23 protein-coding genes are annotated in these 25,005 nt (G+C 59.0%); 8 read left to right on the forward strand and 15 right to left on the reverse strand.

The window, feature by feature from the left end:
- Positions 1-45 precede the first annotated feature (45 nt).
- From arfA to leuS, 4 genes are all read right to left on the reverse strand, one after another.
- Complete coding sequence (gene arfA, locus ACZYSM_RS08020; protein ID WP_489070537.1) at positions 46-210, reverse strand: alternative ribosome rescue factor ArfA; 165 nt, start codon at positions 208-210, stop codon at positions 46-48.
- Positions 211-360: 150 nt separating this feature from the next.
- Positions 361-1,398 (reverse strand): DNA polymerase III subunit delta, encoded by a 1,038-nt coding sequence (holA, locus tag ACZYSM_RS08025; RefSeq protein ID WP_489070539.1) that lies wholly within the window; start codon positions 1,396-1,398, stop codon positions 361-363.
- A gap of 39 nt (positions 1,399-1,437) precedes the next feature.
- Positions 1,438-2,043 carry an LPS-assembly lipoprotein LptE gene (locus ACZYSM_RS08030; protein ID WP_489070541.1) on the reverse strand — a complete coding sequence of 202 codons (606 nt, stop codon included), beginning with the start codon at positions 2,041-2,043 and terminating at the stop codon, positions 1,438-1,440.
- 90 nt (positions 2,044-2,133) lie between these two features.
- On the reverse strand, positions 2,134-4,740 hold the full coding sequence (leuS, locus tag ACZYSM_RS08035) for a leucine--tRNA ligase (protein WP_489070543.1): 2,607 nt from the start codon (positions 4,738-4,740) through the stop codon (positions 2,134-2,136).
- A 270-nt stretch (positions 4,741-5,010) separates the two neighbouring features.
- On the opposite strand from leuS, the gene ACZYSM_RS08040 reads away from it, so the two are divergent.
- Together ACZYSM_RS08040 and ACZYSM_RS08045 are read left to right on the forward strand one after the other, a co-directional pair.
- Positions 5,011-5,331, forward strand: a complete 321-nt coding sequence (locus ACZYSM_RS08040) for a hypothetical protein (RefSeq protein ID WP_489070545.1) — start codon at positions 5,011-5,013, stop codon at positions 5,329-5,331.
- 128 nt (positions 5,332-5,459) lie between these two features.
- Positions 5,460-6,221, forward strand: coding sequence for a YdcF family protein (locus tag ACZYSM_RS08045; RefSeq protein ID WP_489070547.1), 762 nt, complete (start codon positions 5,460-5,462; stop codon positions 6,219-6,221).
- A 63-nt stretch (positions 6,222-6,284) separates the two neighbouring features.
- On the opposite strand, the gene lnt is transcribed toward ACZYSM_RS08045, so the two are convergent.
- The 5 genes from lnt to miaB all read right to left on the reverse strand — a co-directional run bounded on the left by lnt (position 6,285) and on the right by miaB (position 11,693).
- Positions 6,285-7,808, reverse strand: a complete 1,524-nt coding sequence (lnt, locus tag ACZYSM_RS08050; RefSeq protein WP_489070549.1) for an apolipoprotein N-acyltransferase — start codon at positions 7,806-7,808, stop codon at positions 6,285-6,287.
- Between the two features lie 8 nt (positions 7,809-7,816).
- Entirely contained in the window at positions 7,817-8,656 is an 840-nt protein-coding gene (locus ACZYSM_RS08055; RefSeq protein ID WP_489070551.1) for a CorC family transporter, read from the reverse strand.
- A gap of 5 nt (positions 8,657-8,661) precedes the next feature.
- Positions 8,662-9,156, reverse strand: coding sequence for an rRNA maturation RNase YbeY (ybeY, locus tag ACZYSM_RS08060; protein ID WP_489070553.1), 495 nt, complete (start codon positions 9,154-9,156; stop codon positions 8,662-8,664).
- A complete protein-coding gene (locus ACZYSM_RS08065) occupies positions 9,149-10,168 on the reverse strand; it encodes a PhoH family protein (protein WP_489070556.1) in 1,020 nt (339 codons plus the stop codon). Before ACZYSM_RS08065 ends, ybeY begins: the two co-directional genes overlap by 8 nt.
- A gap of 196 nt (positions 10,169-10,364) precedes the next feature.
- The gene (gene miaB / locus ACZYSM_RS08070; RefSeq protein ID WP_489070558.1) at positions 10,365-11,693 is read right to left on the reverse strand and encodes a tRNA (N6-isopentenyl adenosine(37)-C2)-methylthiotransferase MiaB; all 1,329 of its coding nucleotides are present in this window, start codon (positions 11,691-11,693) and stop codon (positions 10,365-10,367) included.
- Between the two features lie 133 nt (positions 11,694-11,826).
- Between miaB and ACZYSM_RS08075 the strand changes: the two genes are divergently transcribed.
- Complete coding sequence (locus ACZYSM_RS08075; protein ID WP_003215457.1) at positions 11,827-12,153, forward strand: DUF1820 family protein; 327 nt, start codon at positions 11,827-11,829, stop codon at positions 12,151-12,153.
- Between the two features lie 127 nt (positions 12,154-12,280).
- Here ACZYSM_RS08075 and ACZYSM_RS08080 read toward each other — a convergent pair whose 3' ends face one another.
- From ACZYSM_RS08080 to ACZYSM_RS08095, 4 genes are all read right to left on the reverse strand, one after another.
- Positions 12,281-12,835: a tetratricopeptide repeat protein gene (locus tag ACZYSM_RS08080; protein ID WP_489070560.1), complete on the reverse strand. Its 555-nt coding sequence runs from the start codon at positions 12,833-12,835 to the stop codon at positions 12,281-12,283.
- 223 nt (positions 12,836-13,058) lie between these two features.
- Positions 13,059-14,342 carry a glutamate-1-semialdehyde 2,1-aminomutase gene (hemL, locus tag ACZYSM_RS08085; protein WP_489070562.1) on the reverse strand — a complete coding sequence of 428 codons (1,284 nt, stop codon included), beginning with the start codon at positions 14,340-14,342 and terminating at the stop codon, positions 13,059-13,061.
- A gap of 31 nt (positions 14,343-14,373) precedes the next feature.
- A complete protein-coding gene (gene thiE, locus ACZYSM_RS08090) occupies positions 14,374-14,997 on the reverse strand; it encodes a thiamine phosphate synthase (protein WP_489070564.1) in 624 nt (207 codons plus the stop codon).
- 18 nt (positions 14,998-15,015) lie between these two features.
- Positions 15,016-15,813: a hydroxymethylpyrimidine/phosphomethylpyrimidine kinase gene (locus tag ACZYSM_RS08095; RefSeq protein WP_489070566.1), complete on the reverse strand. Its 798-nt coding sequence runs from the start codon at positions 15,811-15,813 to the stop codon at positions 15,016-15,018.
- A gap of 452 nt (positions 15,814-16,265) precedes the next feature.
- On the opposite strand from ACZYSM_RS08095, the gene ACZYSM_RS08100 reads away from it, so the two are divergent.
- From ACZYSM_RS08100 to ACZYSM_RS08115, 4 genes are all read left to right on the forward strand, one after another.
- Positions 16,266-18,662, forward strand: coding sequence for a hybrid sensor histidine kinase/response regulator (locus ACZYSM_RS08100; RefSeq protein ID WP_489070568.1), 2,397 nt, complete (start codon positions 16,266-16,268; stop codon positions 18,660-18,662).
- 74 nt (positions 18,663-18,736) lie between these two features.
- A complete protein-coding gene (locus ACZYSM_RS08105) occupies positions 18,737-20,386 on the forward strand; it encodes an acyl-CoA dehydrogenase family protein (protein WP_489070570.1) in 1,650 nt (549 codons plus the stop codon).
- 21 nt (positions 20,387-20,407) lie between these two features.
- The gene (amn, locus tag ACZYSM_RS08110; protein WP_489070572.1) at positions 20,408-21,907 is read left to right on the forward strand and encodes an AMP nucleosidase; all 1,500 of its coding nucleotides are present in this window, start codon (positions 20,408-20,410) and stop codon (positions 21,905-21,907) included.
- Positions 21,908-21,978: 71 nt separating this feature from the next.
- Complete coding sequence (locus ACZYSM_RS08115; RefSeq protein ID WP_489070574.1) at positions 21,979-22,620, forward strand: pseudouridine synthase; 642 nt, start codon at positions 21,979-21,981, stop codon at positions 22,618-22,620.
- Here ACZYSM_RS08115 and ACZYSM_RS08120 read toward each other — a convergent pair.
- Positions 22,615-22,824, reverse strand: a complete 210-nt coding sequence (locus ACZYSM_RS08120) for a DUF2788 domain-containing protein (protein ID WP_489070576.1) — start codon at positions 22,822-22,824, stop codon at positions 22,615-22,617. The genes ACZYSM_RS08115 and ACZYSM_RS08120 overlap by 6 nt on opposite strands.
- Positions 22,825-22,992: 168 nt before the next feature.
- On the reverse strand, positions 22,993-23,472 hold the full coding sequence (locus tag ACZYSM_RS08125) for an Lrp/AsnC family transcriptional regulator (protein ID WP_040071220.1): 480 nt from the start codon (positions 23,470-23,472) through the stop codon (positions 22,993-22,995).
- A gap of 414 nt (positions 23,473-23,886) precedes the next feature.
- On the opposite strand from ACZYSM_RS08125, the gene ACZYSM_RS08130 reads away from it, so the two are divergent.
- Positions 23,887-25,005, forward strand: a complete 1,119-nt coding sequence (locus ACZYSM_RS08130; protein WP_489070578.1) for a DUF6515 family protein — start codon at positions 23,887-23,889, stop codon at positions 25,003-25,005.

A 25,005-nucleotide genomic window follows, 5' to 3' on the forward strand; every position in this document is an offset into this window, starting at 1 on the left:
TACGAATCAGGTGTCGACCTTATCACGCCGAGGGGGGTATCTGCTTTAAGCAGCCAGAAAGTAAGAAGCCTCCCAGCTTTTAGACTGGAAGGCTTCGCGGCGGTAGCTGCCTTTGCCTTTGCCGGCTCGTTCCTGACGGCTGCGGAACAATGGCTGGGCGATGATGGATTTGGCCTTGTTGGGGCCATGCGTTGATGGCTTATTGCTCATGGTGAGATCTCGCTCGTGAGGGGGTATGCGGTGCAGATCATCGGACAGAGTCGAGATTCTGTCCAGCCCCTGCAATGTGTAGGATCTTTCGACCGTTTTCGCGGGCAACGCTTCGTTTGCCCGCGAATGGCCGTTATGCGGTCGAAAGACTTACTCGGCAGGCAGCGTCAACCGTTGACCTGCCATCAACAACGACAACCGACTCAGACTCATCCACGGAGAGCCTGCGGCCTGGCCTTTGATCTGTGCATCGATACGCTGGGCATCGAGCAGCAATTGCCCCCAGCGTTGGGCTGAGTGGCGTTGCAGGGCTTTGCTCATCAGCGGCTTGCGCTTATCCCAGACCGGCGGACGCGCCAGGCTGAAGGCTTTGTCCAGCGGCACCCCTTGGCTGTATTGCAGCGACAGGTTGGCCAGCAGGCGCAGCTCTCGGGCCAGGGCCCAGAGAATCACCGGCGGTTCGACGCCCTCACCGCGCAGACCTTCGAGCATGCGCAAGGCGTGGGCGGCTTCACCGTTGAGAATCGCATCCATCAGCCCGAAAACATCAAAGCGTGCACTGTCGGCGACCGCGGCTTGCACCGTATCGATGGTGATCTGACCACCTTCGGCCATCAGTTTGAGCTTTTCGATTTCCTGAGCTGCGGCCAACAGATTGCCTTCCACGCGCGCCGCAATCAGTTCGACAGCGTCCTGGCTGGCCGTGAGGCCGGCCTGAGACAGGCGTTGACGAATCCATTGTGGCAACTGGTTGGCATCCACCGGCCAGATCTGCACGAACTGGGTTTGCTGACCTTCGATCAGCGCTTTGCCCCACTTGGTTTTCTGGGCGCTGCCGTCGAGCTTGGGCAGGCTGATCAACAGCAGGGTGTCTTCGGCAGGACGTGAGCAGTATTCAATGAACGCAGCGGCACCTTTGTCACCGGGCTTGCCGGAAGGCAGGCGCAGTTCCAATATGCGTTTTTCGGCGAACAGCGACATGCTGGCACCCGCTTGCAGCAGCGTGCCCCAATCGAAGCTGGCGTCGGCACTGAACACTTGACGCTCATCGAAGCCTTGCTGGCGGGCAGCAGAACGGATGGCATCGGCGGCTTCCTGGCACAGCAGTGGGTCATCGCCACTGATGATGTACACAGGCGCAAGGTTACCTTGCAGGTGTTTAGCGAGTTGGGCGGGGGCGAGTTTCATAAGAAGAGGCGAACGGGGCGCTTGAGCACCCCGTAAGGCTTACTGGTTCTGCAACTGCAGGGGCGATTGGCGAGGTGTTTCCGCTTCAGCCTTTTGTGCCGCGTCCAGTGCGTCGGCGTCAGCCTTGGCTTTGGCAGCAGCGGTTCGCTGCAATTGATCCAGCTGTGTCGGGCTCATCTGCTGCAGGCGCAGCACCATGCGCTGCACGAGGTCACGACGCATTTCCTTGCGCACCAGGTCCGCTTCCTGGTCGGAACCTACCAGGTTGTTGCCGTCGTGGAGGAATACCTTCTGCACTTGCAGCTTGTCACTGATTAACGGCAGGTTGTCGTGGCCCTGAATTTCGTAGTACAGCACGGTGGTCAGCTCGTATTCGGCCGAGCGCCCGGCACCGGCATAGCTGAGGGAGCGTTGGTTTTCCTGCTCATCCGTCAGCGCCAGCTTATAAGGGGCGCCAGCGTAGACTTTGACACCGCTGCTCTCCAGTACCTGACGCAGTTGTGTGATGGTCTCGCCATAGGCGTTACGGGCACTCAGGTCGAGCTCTGTGATGGCGAGCTCGGTGGAACCGGTACCGCGCAGCTGGAAGCCGCAGGCGCTCAGCAGTACAGCGAGGCCCATAACCAGCAGATTGCGTTTGATCATCTTGATGCTCCCCTTGAAACCATGTGGGCCGACTGTGCGGCCCCGGAGGTTTTGCTCGGCGCCAGGTCAGCGACCTGGCGCCTGATCCAATTAGCTAGCGACGATATTGACCAGTTTGCCGGGCACTACGATCACTTTACGAATAGTCAGGCCTTCGGTGAAGCGCAGCACGTTTTCATTGGTCCGGGCGGCGGCTTCTACTTCTTCGCGGCTGGCGCTGGCAGGCATTTCAATATGACCACGCAGCTTGCCATTCACTTGAATGACAAGCTGCAGGCTGTCCTGCACCAGTGCGCTGTCATCCAGCGCTGGCCAGGTAGCATCAATGACCGCGTCGTTGTGGCCCAGCTGGTTCCACAGTTCATGGCTGATGTGTGGGGTGATCGGCGCCAACAGCAGAGTGACGGTTTCCAGACCTTCGTGCAGCAATGCGCGATCCTGATCGGTGCCTTGAGGGGCTTTTTCCAACACGTTCATCAGCGTCATCACCTGAGCGATGGCGGTGTTGAATTTGTGGTTCTGGCCGACGTCGTGGCTGGCTTGCTTGATGGCCTGATGGATAGAGCGGCGAATGGCTTTCTGCTCGTCGTTCAGGCTGGCGATGTTCAGTTTGCCCGGCAGGCCCTGAGTCACGTGGGCTTGAGCCAGGCGCCAGACGCGCTTGAGGAAACGGTGCGAACCTTCTACGCCGGAGTCCGACCATTCCGCGCTCATGTCGGGCGGCGAGGCGAACATCATGAACAGGCGGCAGGTGTCTGCGCCGAACTGGTCAATCATCGACTGTGGGTCGACGCCGTTGTTCTTGGACTTGGCCATCTTCTCGGTGCCGCCGATTTCCACCGGCAGGCCATCTGCGATCAGCTTGGCGCTGATAACCTTGGCCTTGCTGTCGCGTTCGAGTTCGACGTCCGCCGGGTTGAACCAGGTGTAGGCACCGTTGGCTTCGCGACGATAGTAAGTCTCGGCGATCACCATGCCCTGGGTCAGCAGATTCTTGAACGGTTCGTTGGAACTCACCAGGCCTTCGTCGCGCATCAGCTTGTGGAAGAAGCGCGCGTACAGCAGGTGAAGAATCGCGTGTTCGATACCGCCGATGTATTGATCCACCGGCAACCAGTGGTCGGCCGCGGATTTTTCCACCAGGCCACCTGCATAGTGCGGCGAGGCGTAGCGGGCGTAGTACCACGAGGACTCGACGAAGGTGTCCATGGTGTCGGTTTCACGCTTGGCAGGCTGGCCGCATTTCGGGCAGCTGCACTCGTAGAACTCGGGCATGCGCGCCAGTGGCGAACCAGCGCCATCCGGTACGACGTCTTCCGGCAATACGACCGGCAGTTGATCTTCCGGAACCGGCACATCACCGCAGGTGTCGCAGTGAATGATCGGGATCGGGCAGCCCCAGTAGCGCTGGCGGCTGATGCCCCAGTCGCGCAGGCGGAACTGGGTGCGCGAGGCGCCGAGGTTTTTCTTGATCAGTGCGACTTCCATGGCATCGAAGGCGCCTTCGAAGTCCAGGCCATCGAACTCGCCGGAATTGATCAGCGTGCCATGTTCGCCGTAGGCGTCTTGCCATGGCGACGGGTTGGTGTCGCCTGCGCTTGTGCGCACCACGGATTTGATTGGCAGGTTGTACTTGGTGGCGAACTCGAAATCGCGCTCGTCGTGTGCCGGTACGGCCATTACCGCACCGTCGCCGTAGTGCATGAGGACGTAGTTGGCGACCCACACTGGCAGTTTTTCGCCGGTCAGTGGGTGCTCTACGAACAGCGAAGTCGGCAGGCCTTTCTTCTCTTGGGTCGCGACGTCGGCTTCCGCCACGCTGCCGCCTTTGCATTCAGTGATGAAGGCTTGCAGCTCAGGGTTGCCTTTCGCGGCCAGGGTCGCCAGATGATGTTCGGCGGCCACTGCGACGTAGGTCGCGCCCATCAGGGTGTCCGGACGGGTGGTGAAGACTTTCAGTGCGCCGGCTTCACCGATGGAGGCCTGGTCGTAAGGGAACTGCACTTCCATGCCGCGGGATTTACCAATCCAGTTGCGCTGCATGGTTTTGACTTGTTCAGGCCAGCCCGGCAAATCGTCGAGACTCTCCAGCAACTCATCCGCGTAGGCGGTGATCTTGAAGTAGTACATCGGGATTTCGCGCTTCTCGATCAGCGCGCCAGAGCGCCAGCCGCGACCGTCGATCACCTGTTCGTTGGCCAGAACGGTCTGGTCCACCGGGTCCCAGTTGACGGTGCCGTTCTTGCGGTAGATCACACCTTTTTCGAACAGGCGAGTGAACAGCCATTGTTCCCAACGATAGTAATCAGGTTTGCAGGTGGTGACTTCGCGCGACCAGTCGACCGCCAGGCCCAGGCTTCGCAGCTGGGTCTTCATGTAGGCAATGTTCTCGTAAGTCCACTTGGCCGGCGCGACGTTGTTTTTCATCGCGGCGTTTTCTGCCGGCATGCCGAAGGCGTCCCAACCCATGGGTTGCAGGACGTTTTTGCCTTGCATGCGCTGATAGCGCGAGATCACGTCGCCGATGGTGTAGTTGCGCACATGCCCCATGTGTAGCTTGCCGCTGGGGTAAGGGAACATCGACAGGCAGTAGAACGTCTCCTTGCCTGGTTGTTCACTGACTTCAAAGGACTTTTGCTCGTCCCAGAACGACTGGGCGGCGGCTTCGATTTCACGGGGCTGATATTGTTCGTGCATGGCTACTTTTGAACTGAATAGGGGTGGCCTAATCCTCTTCAAGGTGACGCTGGACGGTGACGACGCCAAATGTGGCGTTTTCGGTGCCCAGTCGCGCTGGAAGTGGAGTTACAGGAAGCGCCGTAGCATACATGACCGCGCTCTACCGAGGGAAACCCTGATTGCACCCAGCGGCGCCCCCGGGGCCGTTGGTCGCGGCAACAGGCCGGTTTCCTCAGCGGGACTAAGCTCTAAAAGGGGAGTGAGTCTTATGTTCAATGAGGTGAGCGGATGGTTGAGTCGCAGCGAAAAGTAACAAAACCCGAGTTGTATGAACGGCTGATCGACCGTCTTGGTATGGCCTTAGATGCGGCAAAAACCGCAGGCCGGTTGCGCGATGAGCGTCCTGTCGAGTTGGAGTTACGTGGTTTGAGTCGCGCTGAGTTTGAGTTGATCAAGGCTTACCTGGACCGCAGCATACGTGAGGGATATTCAAACGTGTTGGAAGCTGTAAAACATAAAGAAGCACCACATTCAGCCAATATCATCTGGTTGAGGGGCAAGGCACCTGGCGGGGACGCGGTAAAGATTCGGTCCCTACAGTTCAAATAGGAGTATGCCGCCCAGTCAGGCACTTTGCAGGACGTCACATATTCAGGTCTTTCGATTGAAATGCCTTCAACATTTGTTGTTGCTTTTCTTCAACCCACTTAGGCTTCGGGCATCTTTGGAGATGCTCGATGCCTTTTCGTTATTTCGTTAAACAACTTCTTTTACCTCCCGGCATTTTTTTGCTGTTGTTTCTGGTCGCCTGGTGGTTTCGTCGCTCCCGGCCCCGCTTGGCGGGCGTGTGCTTTGCGCTGGGGGTTGGCGGTTTTTGGTTGATGAGTTTACCGATTGTCGTGGAATGGAGTGCCCAAGCGCTTGAGCGCGAGCCACCGCTGGCCCGTAACGAATGGGCGAACTTGGCCGAGCGCGCGGATGCGATTGTGGTATTGGGCTCGGGCCGAGAGCGGGGCGATCCGGCCTGGGGCTCTGACCAGCCGACTGGCGTGGGGTTGGAGCGCGAACGCTATGCGGCCCGCCTGGCCAAAGCTTCAGGCTTGCCGGTGTTGACCAGTGGTGGTTTGCATTACGGAACGCCGCCCACTGAGGCGGCAATGATGGCCGAGTCTATGCAGGATGATTTTGGTGTGACGGTCCGTTGGCAGGAAGGGCGCAGTAGCACGACCTGGGAGAACGCTCAGTTCAGCGCTGAGGTGCTTGTGCCGCTGGGCATCAAACGGGTGGTTGTGGTGACCCAGGCCTGGCATATGCCGCGTTCAGTCTGGAGTTTCGAACGGGCGGGTTTCACCGTGGTGGCGGCGCCGGTAGGCTTTTTGGGTGTTGATAATGCTCGGCCGTTCGGTGGCTGGATGCCGGAGTTCCAGTCGATTTGGCAGAGCGGGCAGTTGCTTAATGAGGCGGTGGGGCAGGTCGGTTATTCGTTGTTTTACCGCTGAAAGTTAAAAGATCGTCCGAACCGCGTTCGGACGATCTTTTTATGGTGACCCAAACTCCGGGTGTTAAACCGTTTTGGCAATACGGCTGGCCAGTAGCGCCCAACCAAATAACAGCACGCACAGAATGATCAGCGGCCACGAACGCCATTGTAGGTAAGGCGTCAGGTTGTGCATTGGCACCACTTCGCCGTAGAGGATGCCGCGTTCGAATTGTGGGATCTGCACGGTGATCTTGCCAAATGGGTCGATCAAACCTGTGACGCCGTTGTTAGTGGCGCGAATCATCCAGCGTCCCGCTTCCAGGGCGCGCATCTGTGCCATCTGCAAGTGCTGCAGCGGGCCGATGGAGGTGCCGAACCAAGTGTCATTGCTAATGGTCAGCAGAAGGTCGCTGCGGGCCGAAAGGCTGGCTGCGAATTCCGGGTACACCACTTCATAGCAGATGAACGGCGCAATCTGATAACCCTTCGCTTGCAGCAACGGTTGATCGGCCGGGCCGCGGGCGAAGTCTGACATCGGCAGATTGAAGAAGGCGATAAGCCCGCGCAGCAAGTCCTGCAACGGCACGTACTCGCCAAACGGCACCAATTTCTGTTTCAGGTAAGTGCCGTCACCTTCGCCGACCACGGTGATGCCGTTGAAGTAGCGCTTTTCATGACGCACCTCCTGACGGATCGGGACGCCGGTGATCAGCGCGGATTTACGCTCTGCGGCGAAGTTGCCAAGCATGCTCAGATAACCTTCGGCCGATTCCTTCAGGACCGGAATGGCGGTTTCTGGCCAGATGAGCAAATCCACACGCTTGGAACTGAAGCTCATGTCGCGGTACAGCGCCAGTTGTGCGTTCAACTGCTCCGGGTCCCACTTCATGCTTTGTTCGATATTGCCCTGAATCGCCGCAACCGTCAGTGGATCACCGGCAGGGCTGGTCCAGGCATGACCTTTGAGCGCCATGCCGATAGCCCAAGGGCCGACTAGCAGCAACAGACCGGCAACGATGAACACTGTACGACCGGTCTTGATCAATCGCGGCAGGTTGTACAGCAGCGCGGCGGTCAGGGCCAGGGTGAAGGAGATCAGCCACATGCCACCCAGTGGCGCGAGCCCGGCCAGTGGGCCGTCGAGCTGGCTGTAGCCGGAATACAGCCAAGGAAAGCCGGTCAGGAACCAGCCGCGGAACGCTTCCTGGGCCAGCCACAGGGCGGCAAAGGCCAGGGCGTCGGCCAGAGGTGCTTCGTTGCGGCGCAGCCAGCGCGCCCAAATCCAGGCGGGTAGGGCAAAGAACCAGGCAATCGCAGCGGTGAAGGCCAGCATCAGCAACCCGGCCAGCAGCACCGAAGCACCGCCAAAGTTGTGAATGCTGTAGTAGATCCAGCTGGTGCCGGCGCCAAACAGGCCGAAACCGAAACACCAGCCACGGCCCAAGGCCTGACGTGGGCTCAGTTCACGCAAACCGGCATAGAAGAAGCCGACCGCCAGCAATGCCAGTGGCCAGATATCGAACGGCGCCAACGCCAGTGTGGTGATTGCACCGGCCGCCACGGCCAGCAGGTTACCGGGCCAGCCGGGGCGGGTGATCCAACGCATTTCAATCCTTAGCGTGCAATAGGGGTCAGGCGCAGCAGATGAATCCGGCGGCTATCGGCATTCAGAATGCGGAAGCGATAGGCGCCAATTTCGGTGATTTCATTACGTTTAGGCAAATGCCCGAACGCACTCATCACCAGGCCTCCGACAGTATCGAATTCATCGTCAGAGAATTCGCTGTCGAAAAACTCGTTGAAGTTTTCGATCGGGGTCAGCGCCTTGATCAGGAAGTCACCACTGGGCAGTGGCTTGATATAGCTGTCTTCCTCGACGTCGTGCTCGTCTTCGATATCGCCGACGATCTGTTCCAGCACGTCTTCAATGGTCACCAGACCCGCCACGCCGCCGTACTCGTCGATGACGATGGCCATGTGGTTATGGTTGGCGCGAAATTCGCGCAGCAGCACGTTCAGGCGCTTGGACTCGGGGACGAAGGTCGCCGGACGCAGCAAATCCTTGACGTTGAAGCTGTCGCCGTTTTCCTTGAGGATCAGCGGCAGCAGATCCTTGGCCAGCAAGACGCCCATGACGTCGTCGTGGCTTTCGCCAATCACCGGATAGCGCGAGTGCGCGGAATCGATGACCGCCGGGAGGAACTCGCGGGGTGTCTGGGTCGCCTTGATGCTGACCATCTGCGAGCGCGGAACCATGATGTCCCGTACTTGCAGGTCAGCGACCTGGATGGCGCCTTCGACGATGGCCAGCGCTTCGCTGTCCAGCAACTTGTTCTGATGGGCTTCGCGCAGCAGCTCCAGCAGCTCCTGACGGTTTTTCGGCTCGTGGGCAAAAGCTTGGGTCAGTTTACCCAGCCAGGACTTTTGCCCGTTGCTCGATCGGTCTTCGCTCATAGCGATTACTCTAAATCCTTTGTTGTTACGATTGGATGGTGTTCGGTTTCGTCGTCTGCATACGGATCAGGATGACCCAGTTCAGCAAGCAACGTTCGTTCCAGTGCTTCCATTTCTTCGGCTTCATCGTCATCTATATGGTCGTAACCAAGCAGATGCAAGCAGCCATGAATGACTAGGTGCGCCCAGTGGGCGTTGAGTTCCTTGCCTTGTTCGGCCGCCTCGCGGACGACCACAGGCACGCAGATCACCAGATCTCCGAGCAGTGGGATGTCCAGCAGTTCGTCCGGCACATCGGCCGGAAAGGACAATACGTTGGTAGCGTAATCCTTCTGCCGCCAGGTGTGGTTCAACTCCCGGCCTTCAGCCTCGTCGACCAAACGGATGGTCAGTTCGGAATCGGCAGTGCGCTGTCGCAGGGCCAGCTCGCACCATTGGCGGAACTCGGCTTCGCTGGGGGCAGGAGCATCGGTTGCCAGTTGCAGATCAAGCTCAAGCATCGCGGCGGTTGTCCTTTGCAGAGGCAAACTTGGCTGGCTCGGCTTCAGCACGGCTTTCGAAACGCTCGTAGGCTTCGACGATGCGTTGCACCAACGGATGGCGCACCACGTCTCTGGAGGTGAAGTGGGTAAAACTGATGCCCGGCACTTCCTTGAGCACGTCGATCACATGGATCAGCCCGGACTTGGTGCCCTTGGGCAAGTCGATCTGGGTGATGTCGCCGGTGATGACCGCGGTTGAGCCAAAGCCGATCCGCGTCAGGAACATCTTCATCTGCTCAACAGTGGTGTTCTGGCTTTCGTCGAGAATGATGAAGCTGTTGTTCAGCGTTCGTCCGCGCATGTAGGCCAGCGGCGCGATCTCGATCACTTGACGTTCAATCAGTTTGGCAACGTGTTCGAAGCCAAGCATTTCGTACAGTGCGTCATACAGCGGACGCAGGTACGGGTCGATTTTCTGTGCCAGATCGCCGGGCAGGAAGCCGAGTTTTTCGCCCGCTTCAACCGCTGGACGCACCAGCAGGATGCGGCGTACTTGCTCGCGCTCCAAAGCGTCCACCGCACAGGCAACCGCCAGATAGGTCTTGCCGGTACCGGCCGGGCCGATACCAAAGTTGATGTCGTTGCCGAGAATCTCCTTCACATAGCGCTGCTGATTCGCGCCGCGAGGACGAATCATGCCTTTTTTGGTACGCAGTGCGACGGAGGGTTCCGCGGATGGATGGTTGTCCAGCTCTTCCACGGCCGATTCCTGCAGGAACAGGTGAACCGTGTCCGGCGACAGCTGGGTACCTTTGGTTTCCCGGTACAGGCGGCGCAGGATGTTTTCCGCAGAGGTGGTGTGTTTGGGTTCGCCGATCAGTTCGAACTGGTTTCCGCGGTTGCGGATCTCGACGCTCAGGCGTTGTTCGATCAAGCGCAGATGCTCGTCGAATTGCCCGCACAGATTGGCGAAGCGGCGAGCCTCAACGGGCTCGAGGATGAAACGATGTGGTTCTATGGGTGCGTTCAAGGTCGCTTTTAGCCGCCCTGGGGCAATGGAGATGAAATCAAGGATAGCGCCAGTGGGCTACGTGCGAAAGCACTTAAACAACCGATGTCTATTCAAGGCTGGCGCGGTCCCTGTGGGAGCCGGGCTTGCCCGCGATGAACGATGACGCGGTGCTTCTGACAGCTCGCGGCGCCCCCATCGCGGGCAAGCCTCGCTCCTACATAATCAAAGAACCACGAAGCGAGTGCGGCTGTGCGGCATCGATATGCACATCGGCGAACTGCCCGATCAGCTGCGGATTGTCGCAGCGGAAGTTGACGATACGATTATTCTCGGTGCGACCCTGCAGTTCACCCGGGTCCTTCTTCGAATAATCGGTCACCAGAATGCGCTGGGTCGAACCGACCATTTGTCGGCTGATCTCGAAGCCTTGCTGGTTGAGTCGATGTTGCAGGGCGTTCAGGCGTTCTTTCTTCAGCTCTTCCGGAGTCTCGTCGGCCAAATCAGCCGCCGGGGTGCCCGGGCGCTGGCTGTAGACGAATGAGTAGGAAAAGTCGAAACCGACGTCTTCGATCAGCTTCATGGTCTGCTCGAAATCTTTTTCGGTCTCGCCGGGGAAGCCGACGATGAAGTCCGAACTGATGCAGATGCCTGGCACAGCAGCCCGCAACTTGCGCAGTTTGGATTTGTATTCCAGCGCGGTGTGGTTGCGCTTCATCGCCGCCAAAATGCGGTCCGAGCCTGATTGCACCGGCAAATGCAGGTGTTTGACCAACTCTGGCACTTCGGCATGAGCCTGGATCAGGCTGTCGGAGAACTCCAGTGGGTGCGAAGTGGTGTAACGAATACGTTCGATACCGTCGACGGCGGCGACTACGCGGATCAGTTCGGCAAGGTCCGCCAGGCGACCGTCATGGGTCTGGCCGCGATAGCCGTTAACGTTTTGCCCAAGCAAGGTGACTTCACGTACACCGTTTTCGGCCAGGTGGATGATTTCGGCCAGCACATCGTCAAACGGGCGGCTGACTTCTTCGCCACGGGTATAAGGCACCACGCAGAATGTGCAGTACTTGCTGCAGCCTTCCATCACCGAGACGTAGGCGCTGGGACCGTCGACGCGGGGTTCTGGCAGATGATCGAACTTCTCGATTTCCGGGAACGAGACGTCAACTTGCGGCAGCTTGGTGCGGCGCGCGGCGTCGATCATTTCCGGCAGACGGTGCAGGGTCTGTGGGCCGAAGACTACGTCGACATAGGGCGCGCGGTCGCGAATTGCCGCACCTTCCTGGCTGGCCACACAACCACCGACGGCGATCACCATGTCCGGGTTGGCCAGTTTCAGCTCGCGCCAGCGGCCGAGTTGGGAGTACACCCGATCCTGGGCGCGCTCGCGGATAGAGCAAGTATTGAGCAGGATAACGTCCGCGTCTTCGGCGCGGGCGGTGACTTCCAGGGCCTGATGTTCACCCAGCAGATCGACCATGCGCGAGCTGTCGTACTCGTTCATCTGGCAACCGTGGGTTTCGATGTAAAGCTTCTTGGCCATGGGGGTTCATCAAGTGGTTCAAAGAACCGCACATTATAGGGAACATGCGTCAAGGTTCCTACCGTTGCGCGTCCGGTGGCTATGCTATAGTTTGCGCCCTCTTTTATATCCCCCGATGTGTTACCCGCCCACCATGACCAAACGTGAAGCTCCAATCTACAAGGTGATTTTCCTCAACCAGGGCCAGGTGTTCGAAATGTACGCCAAGCAGATCTATCAAAGTGATCTGTGGGGCTTCCTGGAAGTGGAAGAGTTCGTCTTTGGCGAGCGCACACAGCTGGTCGTCGACCCTGGCGAAGAAAAGCTCAAGGCGCAGTTCGAAGGCGTGGTACGCAGTTTTGTGCCAATGCATTCGATCGTGCGCATCGATGAAGTCGAGCGCCTGGGCACGCCAAAGATCAGCGAAGCCCGCGGTATGAGCAACGTCATGCCGTTTCCGATGCCGATGCCGGAGAAGTAACACTACACAAGACCGAGTCGCTCCTATCGCGAGCAATCGAGCGTCGACCGGCTGCTCCTACAGGGGCAGCGCAAAACCTGTAGGAGCGAGCTTGCTCGCGATGGCGTCAGAAAAGTCGATGCAGAACTTAAGGCAGCGGTGAGAAAGGCGAGCGCCCGTCGGCGCTTTGCAGTTCCAGCAGGTATTTGCGGAAAATCTGTCCCAACACCTGGGTCGCGACTTCCAGTTCGTCACGCTTCATGTGTTCGGCGACTTCGTCGGCAGTGTCCAGTGCATCCTCGGCGCCATTGACCGCCGCCATTTTCAGTACGATATACGCCTGAACGTTATTGGCCGGAACGCCTTCGCCGTGGAAAAACATGGTGCCGAGTTTGAATTGCGCCTGGGCATGGCCTTGCAGAGAGGCTTTCTCGAAGTAGCTCAGGGCTTGATTGAGGTCACGCGGCGCATTTTTGCCTTCGTAATAGAATTCACCCAACTCGTATTGTGCTTCCGCATCCCCGGTATCCGACGCTTTCTGGCAGGCGGCGAGTGCCTCTGACAAGTCTTGCGGCTGAGTATTGAGGGTGCAGCGACCCATCGCTGGGATCAACAACGAGTTGCCGCCTGCTTGTGCTTGCGCGAGCAGGGGCTGAAGGAGCAACAGGCAGCCCAATGCAAGGGTGCGGCCGGTGCGGTTCATGGGAATCGACTTACCTCTGAGGGGCGCGTGGACCCATCGAGGGATCCAATAAGCGCGCATTATGAAATAAGCAGGGCCATCCTTACAAAGTCTTTACTCGTTTTTCTGCTGCGCGGCCCGATATCTCCCGGTTTGTAGGAGATTTTGTGCTTTAAAGGGCGAAAAAGGGAGGTAAAGGTTTTGGAAAACCTGACGCCACCTAAGCGGCGTCAGGTGGGACGGCTTATTTCAAAGCAGCAAAAGCACGCTCAGCAGCATCCAGGGTCAGTTTCAGTTCAGCGTCGCCATGGGCAATTGAGGTGAAACCGGCTTCAAAGGCACTCGGCGCCAGGTAAACGCCACCTTCGAGCATCAGGTGGAAGAAGCGTTTGAACAGGCTGGCGTCGCTGGACATGACGTCATCGAAGGTCACGATGTCGTCGGCGGCGCTGAAGTACAGCCCGAACATGCCGCCGGCCTGAGTGGTCACGAACGGAATACCGGCTGCGTCGGCGCGTTGTTGCAGGCCGTCAAGCAGACGACTGGTGTAGTCGCTCAGCTCTGCGTGGAAGCCCGGACGGCTGATCAGACGCAAGGTGGTCAGGCCCGCAGCCATGGCTAGCGGGTTGCCGGAGAGAGTGCCGGCCTGGTAGACCGGGCCCAGCGGGGCGATGTGCGACATGATTTCGCGTTTGCCACCAAAGCAGCCCACCGGCATGCCGCCACCAATGATCTTGCCGAATGTGCTCAGGTCCGGGGTCACACCGTAGTGCGCCTGGGCGCCACCGAGGGCGACGCGGAAACCGGTCATCACTTCGTCGAAAATCAGCACCACGCCATGTTTGTCGCAGAGCGTGCGCAGGCCTTCGAGGAAGCCCGGCGCCGGTGGTACGCAGTTCATGTTGCCAGCCACTGGCTCGACAATGATGCAGGCCACTTCCTGACCGACTTCGCTGAGCATTTGCTCGACTGCACCGATGTCGTTGAACGGCAAGGTCAGGGTGTGTTTGGCAAATGCTGCGGGTACGCCCGCAGAGCTTGGCACGCCTTGGGTCAGTGCGCCGGAACCGGCCTTGACCAGCAGGCTGTCGGAGTGGCCGTGGTAGCAGCCTTCAAACTTGATGATGCTGTCGCGGCCAGTGAAACCACGGGCCAGACGGATAGCGCTCATGGTTGCTTCAGTGCCGGAGCTGACCATGCGGACCATTTCCATCGATGGCACGATGGAGCAGACCAGATCGGCCATCTGGGTTTCCATTTCAGTCGGGGCGCCATAGGACAGCCCGTGTTCGAGCTGCTTGCGCACCGCATCGAGCACGTCCGGGTGGCTGTGGCCGAGGATCATCGGGCCCCAGGACCCGACGTAGTCGACATAGCGCTTGTCATCTTCGTCCGTCACATAGGCGCCTTCGGCGTGCTTGAAGAACAACGGCGTGCCGCCGACGCTCTTGAAGGCACGAACAGGCGAGTTCACGCCGCCGGGAATATGTTTCTGGGCATTGGCAAACAACGTTTCGGAACGAGACATGATCGGGCTCTCTGAATCAGGATTCGGCTATTTAGATATGAAGCAAGGCTTTGAAGGCAAGGGCGCGCCGCGTCACTTCCTGGGTGCTCTCGGCGCCGAACAGGCCGTGGACCACGGCCAGCAGGTCGGCACCATGGGCCACCAGCGGGGGGGCGTTTTCCAGGGTGATGCCACCAATCACGCAGATCGGCATGTGTAATTTGGTACGGGCCTGGTCGAGCAAGTCGAGGCTGGCCGTCGGCGCGCCAGGCTTGGTGTTGGAGTTGAAGAAGCGGCCGAAGGCGACATAGCTGGCGCCTTCTTTGGCAGCTTGTTCAGCGAGTTCGAGTTGACCGTGGCAGGTCGAGCCGATGATCGCGTTGCGCCCGAGCAGAGCGCGGGCCGGTGTCAGCGGGCCATCGGTTTGACCCAGGTGGACGCCGACACCAAGGCGGGCGGCCAGTTCGGCATCGTCATTGATGATCAACTGGGCGTTGTATCGCTCGCACAACGTGCGCAGGGTTTCGGCTTCGCGCAGGCGACGGGCTTCGTCGGCGCTCTTGTCGCGGTACTGCAGCAGCGTGACGCCACCATCCAGTGCTGCTTCCACATAGGGCAGGAATTTACCGGCCAACAGTTGGCTGTCGGTAATGGCATACAGGCCACGTAGTTTCATCGAGCAAGCCTCATGGCGTTACGAGCAAAAATCCAGCGGCAGACGACGCGGGACGAACTGGCCTTTGCCAAGTTGTTCTGCATCGCGCAGCGTGCGCCAGGTGTAGTTCAGTGCTGATTGCACGGCGCTGGAGAGGTTTTCACCTAAGGCCAGACGACCGGCCAACGCGCTGGCCAATGTGCAGCCGGAGCCGTGGTAACTGCCCGGCAAGCGTTGGCAGGTGTAGGTCTGGCGGCTGCCATCGCGGCTGTACAGGCGATTATGGACTTCATGCTCATCACCATGGCCGCCGGTGATCAACAGATGTTTGCAGTAGGGCAGGAGTTTTTCTGCGCACTCGTCAGGGGTGCCTTCAGGCAGTTCGGCGAGGATGCGGGCTTCGGGAAGGTTAGGGGTAGCGATGGTCGCCAGCGGCAGCAGTCGCTCGCGCATGGCGTAGCCGACTTCGTCTTTACCCAGGCGACCGCCGCCGCCGGCGCGCAATACCGGGTCACAGACCAGCGGCAGATGCGGATGCGCCCGGAGCAGTTCGACCACGGTGTCGACCATTTCCAGTGACCCGAGCATGCCCAGCTTGACCGCCGCGACCGTCGAGTCGTTGAGTACGGCGTTGGCTTGAGCCAATACCCACTCGCGATCGAGGACGCGGAAGTCGCTGACATTGACGGTGTCTTGCACGGTCAGAGCGGTCACTGCGGGAGCAGCATGACAACCCTGAGCGAGCAGGGCTTCGATATCTGCCTGCAAGCCGGCGCCACCACTTGGGTCGTGGCCGGAGAGACAGAGGACAACGGGGCGAGAGCTGTAGATATTCATGGTGCGCGAGCTTACCACCAAACGCTTTTTTTCGGGGCAGTGGCCGGCCCTATAAAGATGGCGGGCGAATGCAAAACCGTAGGAGCAGCCGGTCGACGCTCGATTGCTCGCGATGGACTTGAAGCTGACGCATTTCGTCAGGAAGCACGCGTAATCGTTAACGACCATCGCGAGCAATCGAGCGTCGACCGGCTGCTCCTACAAAGGCATGTAGCGACAGTTGCTTACACGGGCCTTATCACAACCCGATCAGACAAACAGCTCTAGATCAAATGATTGCGCTGAGACGCCCGTTCTAGAGCCTTTAAACTAAAATTTTCAGTGGTGTTCAATGGCCACCAACGGCTATGCTAGAGTGGATCCAAACCAATAACAGGTAATGCCGGTTTTACGTCTACTCAAAGGGAATGGGGGGCTTCCTGACACAACCGGATAGGCCACGCTGGGGCTTTATGCGCTATTTGCTGATGTTGCTGTTGAGCTTGCCGATGCTGGCTGGCGCGGCTGAGTTTAATGAGTTCACTCAAAGACTCCCTTTGGGCCGAGTGATGCAGGTGTTCGAAGACGTGGGCGGCGAGGCGAGCATCGCCGATGTCAGTTCGCAGGCCTTGGCCGGCAGCTTCAAAACGCACGATAAAGACACCCTGAATGCCGGTTATTCGCACTCGGCGTTCTGGTTGAAAATCGACCTGCATTACCGCCCGAGCAACCCTACCTCTCAGCGCAACTGGTTGCTGGAACTGGCCTATCCGCCCCTGGATCACCTCGACTTATACCTGCCCGATGCCGCAGGTCGCTATCAATTGGTCCAGCGTACGGGAGATGCCTTGCCGTTTGCCAGCCGGCAGATCCGCCATAATAACTATGTATTTGACCTTGATTTCGAGCCGGATCAGCGCAAAACCGTGTATCTGCGGCTGCAAAGCCAAGGCTCGATCCAGGCTCCGCTGACCCTTTGGTCAAGTACGGCCTATCTCGAAGAGCAGCCTCTGCGTCTATACGTGCTGGGCCTGATCTATGGCGTACTGCTGGGTATGCTGGTCTACAACCTGTTTATCTATCTCGCCGTGCGCGACACCAGCTATCTCTATTACATCCTCTATATAGCCTCGTTCGGTTTGTACCAGCTGTCGGTGAATGGTGCCGCGGTTGAGTATTTCTGGCCGAACAACCCTTGGTGGGCCAACGCCTCGACACCTTTCTTCATCGGTGCTGCTGGATTGTTCGGAAGCCAGTTCGCCCGTAGCTTTTTGCAGACGGCCAGCCACAGTCGCTGGCTCGACCGGTTGCTGTTGGTGTTGATTGCATGCAGCGCGGTGGTCGTTGTGCTGTCGTTGATGACCAGTTATGCGCTGGCTCTGCGTTTGGCGACGGCGTTGGCGCTGGCCTTTACCGTGACGATTTTCGCCGCCGGGATTTTCGCGTGGTGTCGCGGTCTGCGAGTGGCCCGGTATTTCATCATCGCCTGGTCGGCGTTTTTGCTCGGTGGTGTGGTTAACACGCTGATGGTGTTGGGTTACCTGCCGAACGTGTTTCTGACCATGTACGCCAGCCAGATCGGTTCGGCAATTGAAGTGGCGTTGCTGTCGTTGGCGCTGGCCGATCGCATCAACACGATGCGTGAACAGCAGGCCCGGATATTGTTTGATGCGGGTCAGAAACTCGAGGTGTTGAACCAGAAGCTGGCCCACAGCAATCGGCTCAAGGACGAGTTCCTCGCGACCCTGACCCATGAGTTGCGCACGCCCATGAACGGGGTGATCGGTTCGCTGGAACTCATGGAGACCATGGATCTGGATCTGGATCCGGAGCTGGAGCAATATCAACAGACCGCCGCCGGCTCGGCGCGGGACATGATGCGCATGGTCAATGGCATCCTGACCCTGACGGAGTTGCAAGCCGGCAGGCTCAAGGTGCAACGGGAGGACTTCAACCTGCGTGGCGTGCTCGATAGGCTGCGAACACAGTTTGCCGCCAACGCCATGAGCAAGGCGCTGGACTTTGAGATCGAGGTGGCGACGGGTCTGCCAGACCGCCTGCAAGGTGACAGCACAAAACTGATTCAATGCCTGGAGTGCTTGCTGGATAACGCCATCAAGTTCACTCGCGAGGGCGGGCTGGTGCTGCGGGTGACTGGCAAATCGGCGGGCAAGGGCCGGATGGCGCTGACCTTCGCAGTGATCGACACCGGTATCGGTTTCACCCATCTGGATGAAGCCGCCCTGTATCAGCGATTCTTCCAGCTCGACGGTTCGATGACCCGCGAATACGGCGGGCTGGGAGTGGGCTTGGCCATTTGCCGGCAACTGATCGAGCTGCTGGGCGGGCGTTTGACCCATCAATCGGAGCTGGGACGCGGCAGTCGTTTCCAGTTGGACGTCGAGTTCGATGTTCGCAATGTGCAACCGTCCCCTGCTGAGCAAACCTTCAAGGGGCGTGCGCCGATAGTTCGTCGTGTGCCTCAGGAGTGCACGGTGTTGTTGGTCGATGATAACAGCGTCAATCAGCTGGTGGTGCGCGGCATGCTGCTCAAGTTGGGCTATCGAGTGCGCACGGCGGACAGTGGTCGGGCGACACTGGAGCTGCTGCGGCGCGAATCCTTTGACGCGGTGTTGCTTGATTGCCAGCTGCCGCAGCTTGAGGGTGTCTCGATCTGTTCCCAATTGCGTGCTCTGCCAGGTTACGCAGAGTTGCCGGTGCTGGCGGTGGTTCAGATCGCTGAACGCGAACGTTGCCAGGCTGCCGGGATGACGGATTACTTGAGCAAACCGGTGAAATTCGAAGAGCTGCAGGCGACTTTGTATCGCCGGGTGTTGTGTCCTGAACAAGGTGAAAGCGCCGACATTTAGGCGTATATGCCACTTTTTTCGGGCGGGGGGCGGTGATTAACTGGAGTTCTGGTCCACCCTAAAGGAGCCCCGCCATGAACCTGCATCAGTTCGCCGAAACCCACGAGGTCACCAACCAGCCGCCATCGCTGGATGGCACAAACCTCTATCGCATCGACCTGCCGCTGCAGGAGTGGGCGCGGCGATTTGGTGCTGGCTGGGCCGAATCACGGATGGATGGCTATGGCGCGCTGGCCGGCGGACCGTTGATGGAGGCCGGGTTTCTGGCCAATCAGAATAAACCGGTGTTCTCGAGTCATGACCGTTACGGTCATCGCATCGACCTGGTGGAATTTCACCCGGCCTACCATGAACTGATGCGCACCGCCGTCGAGCATGGTTTGACCTCATTGCCCTGGACCGATCCACAGTCCGGCGCACACGTGGCCCGAGCGGCCATGAGTTACCTGCACAGCCAGGCCGAGGCCGGTAGCGGTTGCCCGCTGACCATGACGTTCGCCTCTGTACCGGCGCTTCGATTGCAACCGGACATCGCCGCGCAATGGCTACCGAAAGTTCTCGCCACCGAATACGACCCACGCAACATCGGTATCGCCCATAAGGCGGGCGCCACTATCGGCATGGCCATGACCGAAAAGCAGGGCGGCACCGACGTGCGGGCCAACACCACCAAGGCTTATCCGGTGGGGGCCGCAGGCCCGGGTCAAGCCTATGAATTGGTCGGACACAAATGGTTCTGTTCCGCGCCGATGTGCGATGCGTTCCTGACCCTGGCCCAGACCGACAAGGGGTTGACCTGCTTTCTGCTGCCGCGCCATCGCCCGGATGACACCCGCAACCAGTTCTACATCCAGCGTCTAAAAAACAAACTCGGCAATTGCTCCAACGCCTCCAGCGAAGTGGAGTTCCGTGGCGCTCTGGCCTGGATGATCGGCGAGGAAGGCCGCGGTGTGCCGACCATCATCGAGATGGTCGCCATGACTCGTTTCGATTGCATGGTCGGGTCCAGTGCCCTTATGCGTCAGGCGCTGACTCAGGCCGCTCACCATTGTGCGCATCGAATGGTCGGCGGCCGTTTGCTCAGCGAACAACCCTTGATGCAAAACGTACTGGCCGATCTGGCACTGGAAAGTGAAGCCGCACTGGCCCTGAGCATGCGTATGGGCCGCGCTCTGGATCATCTTGACGACTCACAGGAAGCCAAATTCGCCCGGCTGGTGACGGCGGTGGGCAAGTATTGGATCTGCAAGCGTGCACCGGCCATGATCAACGAAGCCGCTGAGTGCATGGGTGGCGCCGGTTACGTCGAAGACAGCATCCTGCCGCGTCTGTACCGTGAGGCTCCGGTGAATTCGACGTGGGAAGGTTCCGGCAACGTGCAATGCCTCGACGTGCTGCGGGCCTTGTCGAAAGAGCCGGGCGTGCTCGATGCACTGTTTGCCGAGTTGGGCGATGGTCATGGTGACAAGCGTCTGGCCGGGCATATCGTCAATCTGAAAGCCGCGTTTCAAGACACCGACGACATTCAGTACCGAGCTCGGCAACTGACCGAAGACATCGCGTTGGGCTTGCAAGCCAAACTATTGCTGGAAGCGGGCAATGCCAACGTCAGCGACGCCTTTATTGCCAGCCGCCTGGGTACCGCCGGTCGAGTCTACGGCACGTTGCCGCGAGGCCTGGATGTGGAAGCGATTGTCGCGCGTTCGACACCTCAGGGCTTCTGATCGCGCTGACTTGCAGGCAAGATGAAGGTCTGCAAGTCAGAACACAGGATGCTTATCGTGACCGAAGCTTTTATTGTCGTTCAAACCGCCGAGCAAGCCGTAGATCGGCTTGCCGCTCTTCACGAGCGTGCCACCACGGCATTGAGCCAGGCCCTCAAACGCTACCTGAAGGATCGGGTCGAGCCGGATGCCGAGCAGCGCGCCTTGTTTCGCTATCCCGAATTGCGCCTGACCTACCTCTGCCAGGGCGAAGTTCCGCAGACTACCAGGGCTTACGCCAAGGTCCAGTTGCCCGGCACCTACAGTGTGACGGTGACCCATCCGGCAGCTTTTCGTAACTATCTGCTCGAGCAACTGGTGCCGCTGATGCACGACTTCACCGTGACGGTGGAAGTGGGCGTCAGCGAGCAAAACATTCCTTATCCGTACGTGGTTGAGCAGGGCGATGAGCTCGGCGGTTCCGGTGTCACCGCTGCGGCGTTGGCGCGGGTGTTTCCGAGTACCGACTTGTCGGCTGCCACCGACGGCATCGCCGATGGCCTGTACGATTGGGAAAACACCGATCCGCTGCCGTTGGCGCTGTTCGACGCGGCGCGGGTCGACTTCTCGCTTCGTCGTCTGGTGCACTACACCGGCAGCGACTGGCGACATGTCCAGCCATGGATCTTACTGACCAACTATCACCGCTACGTCGACCAGTTCATCGTTCACGGCCTCGAGCAATTGCGCAGTGATCCGCGCTTCGTGCGCATGGTGTTGCCCGGCAATGTGATTATCGAAAAGAGCATGGACCACGGCGAAGCCTCGGCGATTGCTGCTGGCGTGGTTTGGCATCGTTATCAAATGCCGGCCTATCACCTGCAAGCCAGTGACGGTCATGGCGTGACCCTGGTGAATATCGGTGTCGGTCCGTCCAACGCCAAGAACATCACCGACCACTTGGCCGTGCTGCGTCCCCATTGCTGGCTGATGATCGGTCACTGCGGCGGCTTGCGTCAGTCACAGACCATTGGCGACTACGTGCTGGCGCACGCCTATATGCGTCGCGACGGGATTCTTGACCGGGTCGTGCCACCGAATATTCCGATTCCGGCTCTGGCCGAAGTACAGATGGCGCTTCAGCAAGCGGCAGCCAATGTCACGGGCGAGAAGGGCGACGATCTGAAAAAACGCCTGCGCACCGGCACTGTGCTGACCTACGACGACCGGAACTGGGAATTGCGCTGGGCTCAGGAGCGTCCGCTGATCAACCTGTCGCGCGCTGTGGCGGTGGACATGGAAAGCGGCACCATCGCGGCCCAGGGTTATCGCCTGCGAGTGCCTTACGGCACATTGCTCTGTGTCTCTGACAAACCACTGCACAGCGAAATCAAACTGCCGGGTTCGGCCAACGCGTTTTACGAGCGTGCGGTCAGCCAGCATTTGAAGATTGGCATCGCCGCGGTGGATCTGCTGCGCACCGAGCTCAACTCGCTGCACTCCCGCAAACTGCGCAGCTTCGACGAACCGCCATTCCGCTGATTGTTGCGATGGTCATTTAGCGGTCAGGGCACTAGCATTGCCAGTCCTGACCGTTAGATGTTCTTTTTGCCATGCCTCGTCCACCTCGTCCCGTTTCTCGCCGCCCTGGCGCGAACAACCCGCAATCCTCCTCAGCACCGCGCCGTGTCGCCAAAGCGCCACCGGCCGAGCCGAAGCTGATTCTGTTCAATAAGCCGTTCGATGTGCTGACTCAATTCAGCGACGGCGAAGGGCGGGCGACGCTCAAGGACTATATCGAGATTCCCGGCATTTACCCGGCGGGCCGGCTGGACCGTGACAGCGAAGGCTTGCTGCTGCTGACCAACGACGGCCAGTTACAGGCGCGGATTGCTGACCCCAAGCACAAATTGGCCAAGACCTATTGGGTGCAGGTTGAAGGTGAGCCAAGCGCTGAACAACTGCAGCGTTTGCGCGACGGTGTCGAGTTGAATGACGGCATGACCCTGCCCGCTGAGGCGCGGCAGCTTGAGGAGCCACAGCTGTGGCCGCGCAACCCACCGGTGCGGTTCCGCAAAAGTGTGCCGACCAGTTGGCTGGAGCTGGTGATTCGCGAAGGGCGCAATCGACAAGTGCGGCGCATGACGGCTGCGGTGGGCTTGCCGACTTTGCGCCTGGTGCGCGTGCGAATTGGCGATTGGACTATCGAAGGGCTTGATCAAGGGCAGTGGAAAGAAGTGCCGGCCAGCCTATGAGGAGCTGTTCTCGATATAAGCGATGACAACGCTTTTGATGATGAACGCGAGAATGCCCAGGCCCAGTACGAAGAACAGAATGAAGGTGCCGAACTTTCCGGCCTTGGATTTTTTCGCCAGATCCCAGACGATGAAACCCATGAAAATGATCAGGATGGTCACCAGACCGGTCATCATCCACTCTTCGAATACTGCAGGATCCATCGAAACTCTCCAGCGCGGGCAGGGCAAAAAAGGCCGGGGGAGTATACGCCAAGGGTGATTGCTGGTGCATTGACCTGTGACGGATGGAAAAGATCGCAGCCTGCGGCAGCTCCTACAGGACCGAGGTCGGACATGGCTTTTGTAGGAGCTGCCGCAGGCTGCGATCTTTTAACTGCGCAAATGCGTTAACGGCAACTCAGTGCTGTTGAGCACCTGATTCAGCACAAAACTCGACCTCACGCTGGTCACGCCTTCGATGCGGGTCAGGTGGCCGAGCAGCAGCTTCTGGTAGTGATCCATGTCCGGCACCACCACTTTGAGCTGATAGTCGGCGTCCATTCCAGTCACCAGGCTGCATTCGAGCACTTGTGGCAGGCTGCGAATAGCCGCTTCGAAGTTCTCGAAGCGCTCGGGTGTGTGGCGGTCCATGCCGATCAGTACGTAGGCGGTGAGGCTCAGGCCAAGCATTTTTCGATCGAGAAGGGCGACCTGGCGGGAAATGTAGCCGTCGTCTTCCAGTTGCTTGACCCGTCGCGAGCAGGGCGACGGGGATAGGCCAATACGTTCGGCGAGCTCCTGATTGGAGATACGGGCGTCACGCTGCAATTCCGCCAAAATGCTCAGGTCGTATCGGTCGAGTTTGCTCATGGATCAGGCCTTTGTCATAACTATTGCGGCTAATTATCTATCTTTAGTTAAAAATTGCGCAAGCTATGTTTATTTGAGCAATCTTCGCAATCCTCTGCCGGGGCCTCAGGCCTATTCTTATTACCAGAATCACTGCCCGGACAAACAGTCCAGTGCGGCTCGCCGAATCAGGCCAGCTGCGGTCGCCAATCCCACAGGGTTGAGTCGGCCCCCGGGCTACACACTGTCCATAAGACGGAGTGAGGTGAGCCGGCGTCATAAGCGTCGAGCACGGACGAAGTTCTCAAAGGGAGGCCGACGGGTCTCCCTTTTTTATTGCCTGCGAAATAAGTCTCGTGACTGATAACCTGTTGCAGAACCGGCCTACGCTTTTCCAGTCTTATAGATAGGTCCTGAACTGCAGTGAGGAATAGCATGAAGTCGCGCATCTGGCGTTTGGCAGGTGTTGGTTTGCTTTGCATGAGTGTCAGCGCGCAATTGCTGGCAGAGGCGCGGGATGATCCGCAGCAACCTCGACAACATAATGGTCAAAATGGCGAGGGACAGCGTGAGCATGGCTCCGAAGGGCGTCCGGGAAATAATCAGCCTCGTCCAGAGAACAATCAGCCGCGCCCGCAAAATAATCAGGCGCGTCCAGAGAACAATCAACAGCGTCCGCAAAACAATCAGCCTCGCCCGCAGAACGAGATTATTCGCGGCGAGAACAGCCGACAGTTCGAACACAACGGCCAGAATCAGGGCGGCCAGTGGCAAAACCGTCCGCAGCATGATCCCAATGGGCAGGGCCGGCCGGTGCAGCAGCAACCGAGCAACAACCTGCCGATTCAAGGCCGCCCGGATACGGTTCGCCAGACCCAGGAGCCACAGCGTGGCACCTATCAGGACGTTCCTCGGCGCAACGACCATGATCAGCACTGGCAAGCCGGTGGTGCCGGTTCGCGTCAGGGTGATGACGGTCGCCGCCATGACGATCGTCGCTGGCCGGGTCGACCTGAGGGGCATGGCAACGGCTGGGGTCCTGGGCCGCAATATCGGCCGGGTTATGTGATCGATCGGTTCCCGGATCGCAATTACCGTGTACCGTATCGCGGTCATGATTACTTCTTCTCCGGTGGTTACTGGTATCGCCCACAAGGTCCGCGTTATGTGGTGGTCAGGCCGCCTCGTGGTATCCGCGTGGGTTACCTGCCCGATTACGCGCAGGAAGTCTGGATCGGCGGCGCACTGCTCTTCCTCGCGGCCGGCGCTTATTACATGTACGAAGAGAGCACCCAGCAGTACGTGGTTGTCGATCCACCGGTTGCCAGCCCACAACCGGTCAGCAACGGCTATGACGTGGTCGCTTACCCGGCCAATGGGCAAGGGCCCGAGCAGATCAATCAGGATCGCTACGATTGCTATCGCTGGGCGGTTGAGCAAAGCGGCTTCGATCCTGCGGCCATCACCTACCAACCGGCGCCTGCGGTGGTGCAAGCCTACCGTCAAGCGCAGGGCAACTGCCTGAGCAGCCGCGGTTATCAGGTTACCTATTAG

This window comes from Pseudomonas sp. F220 (assembly GCF_057813935.1).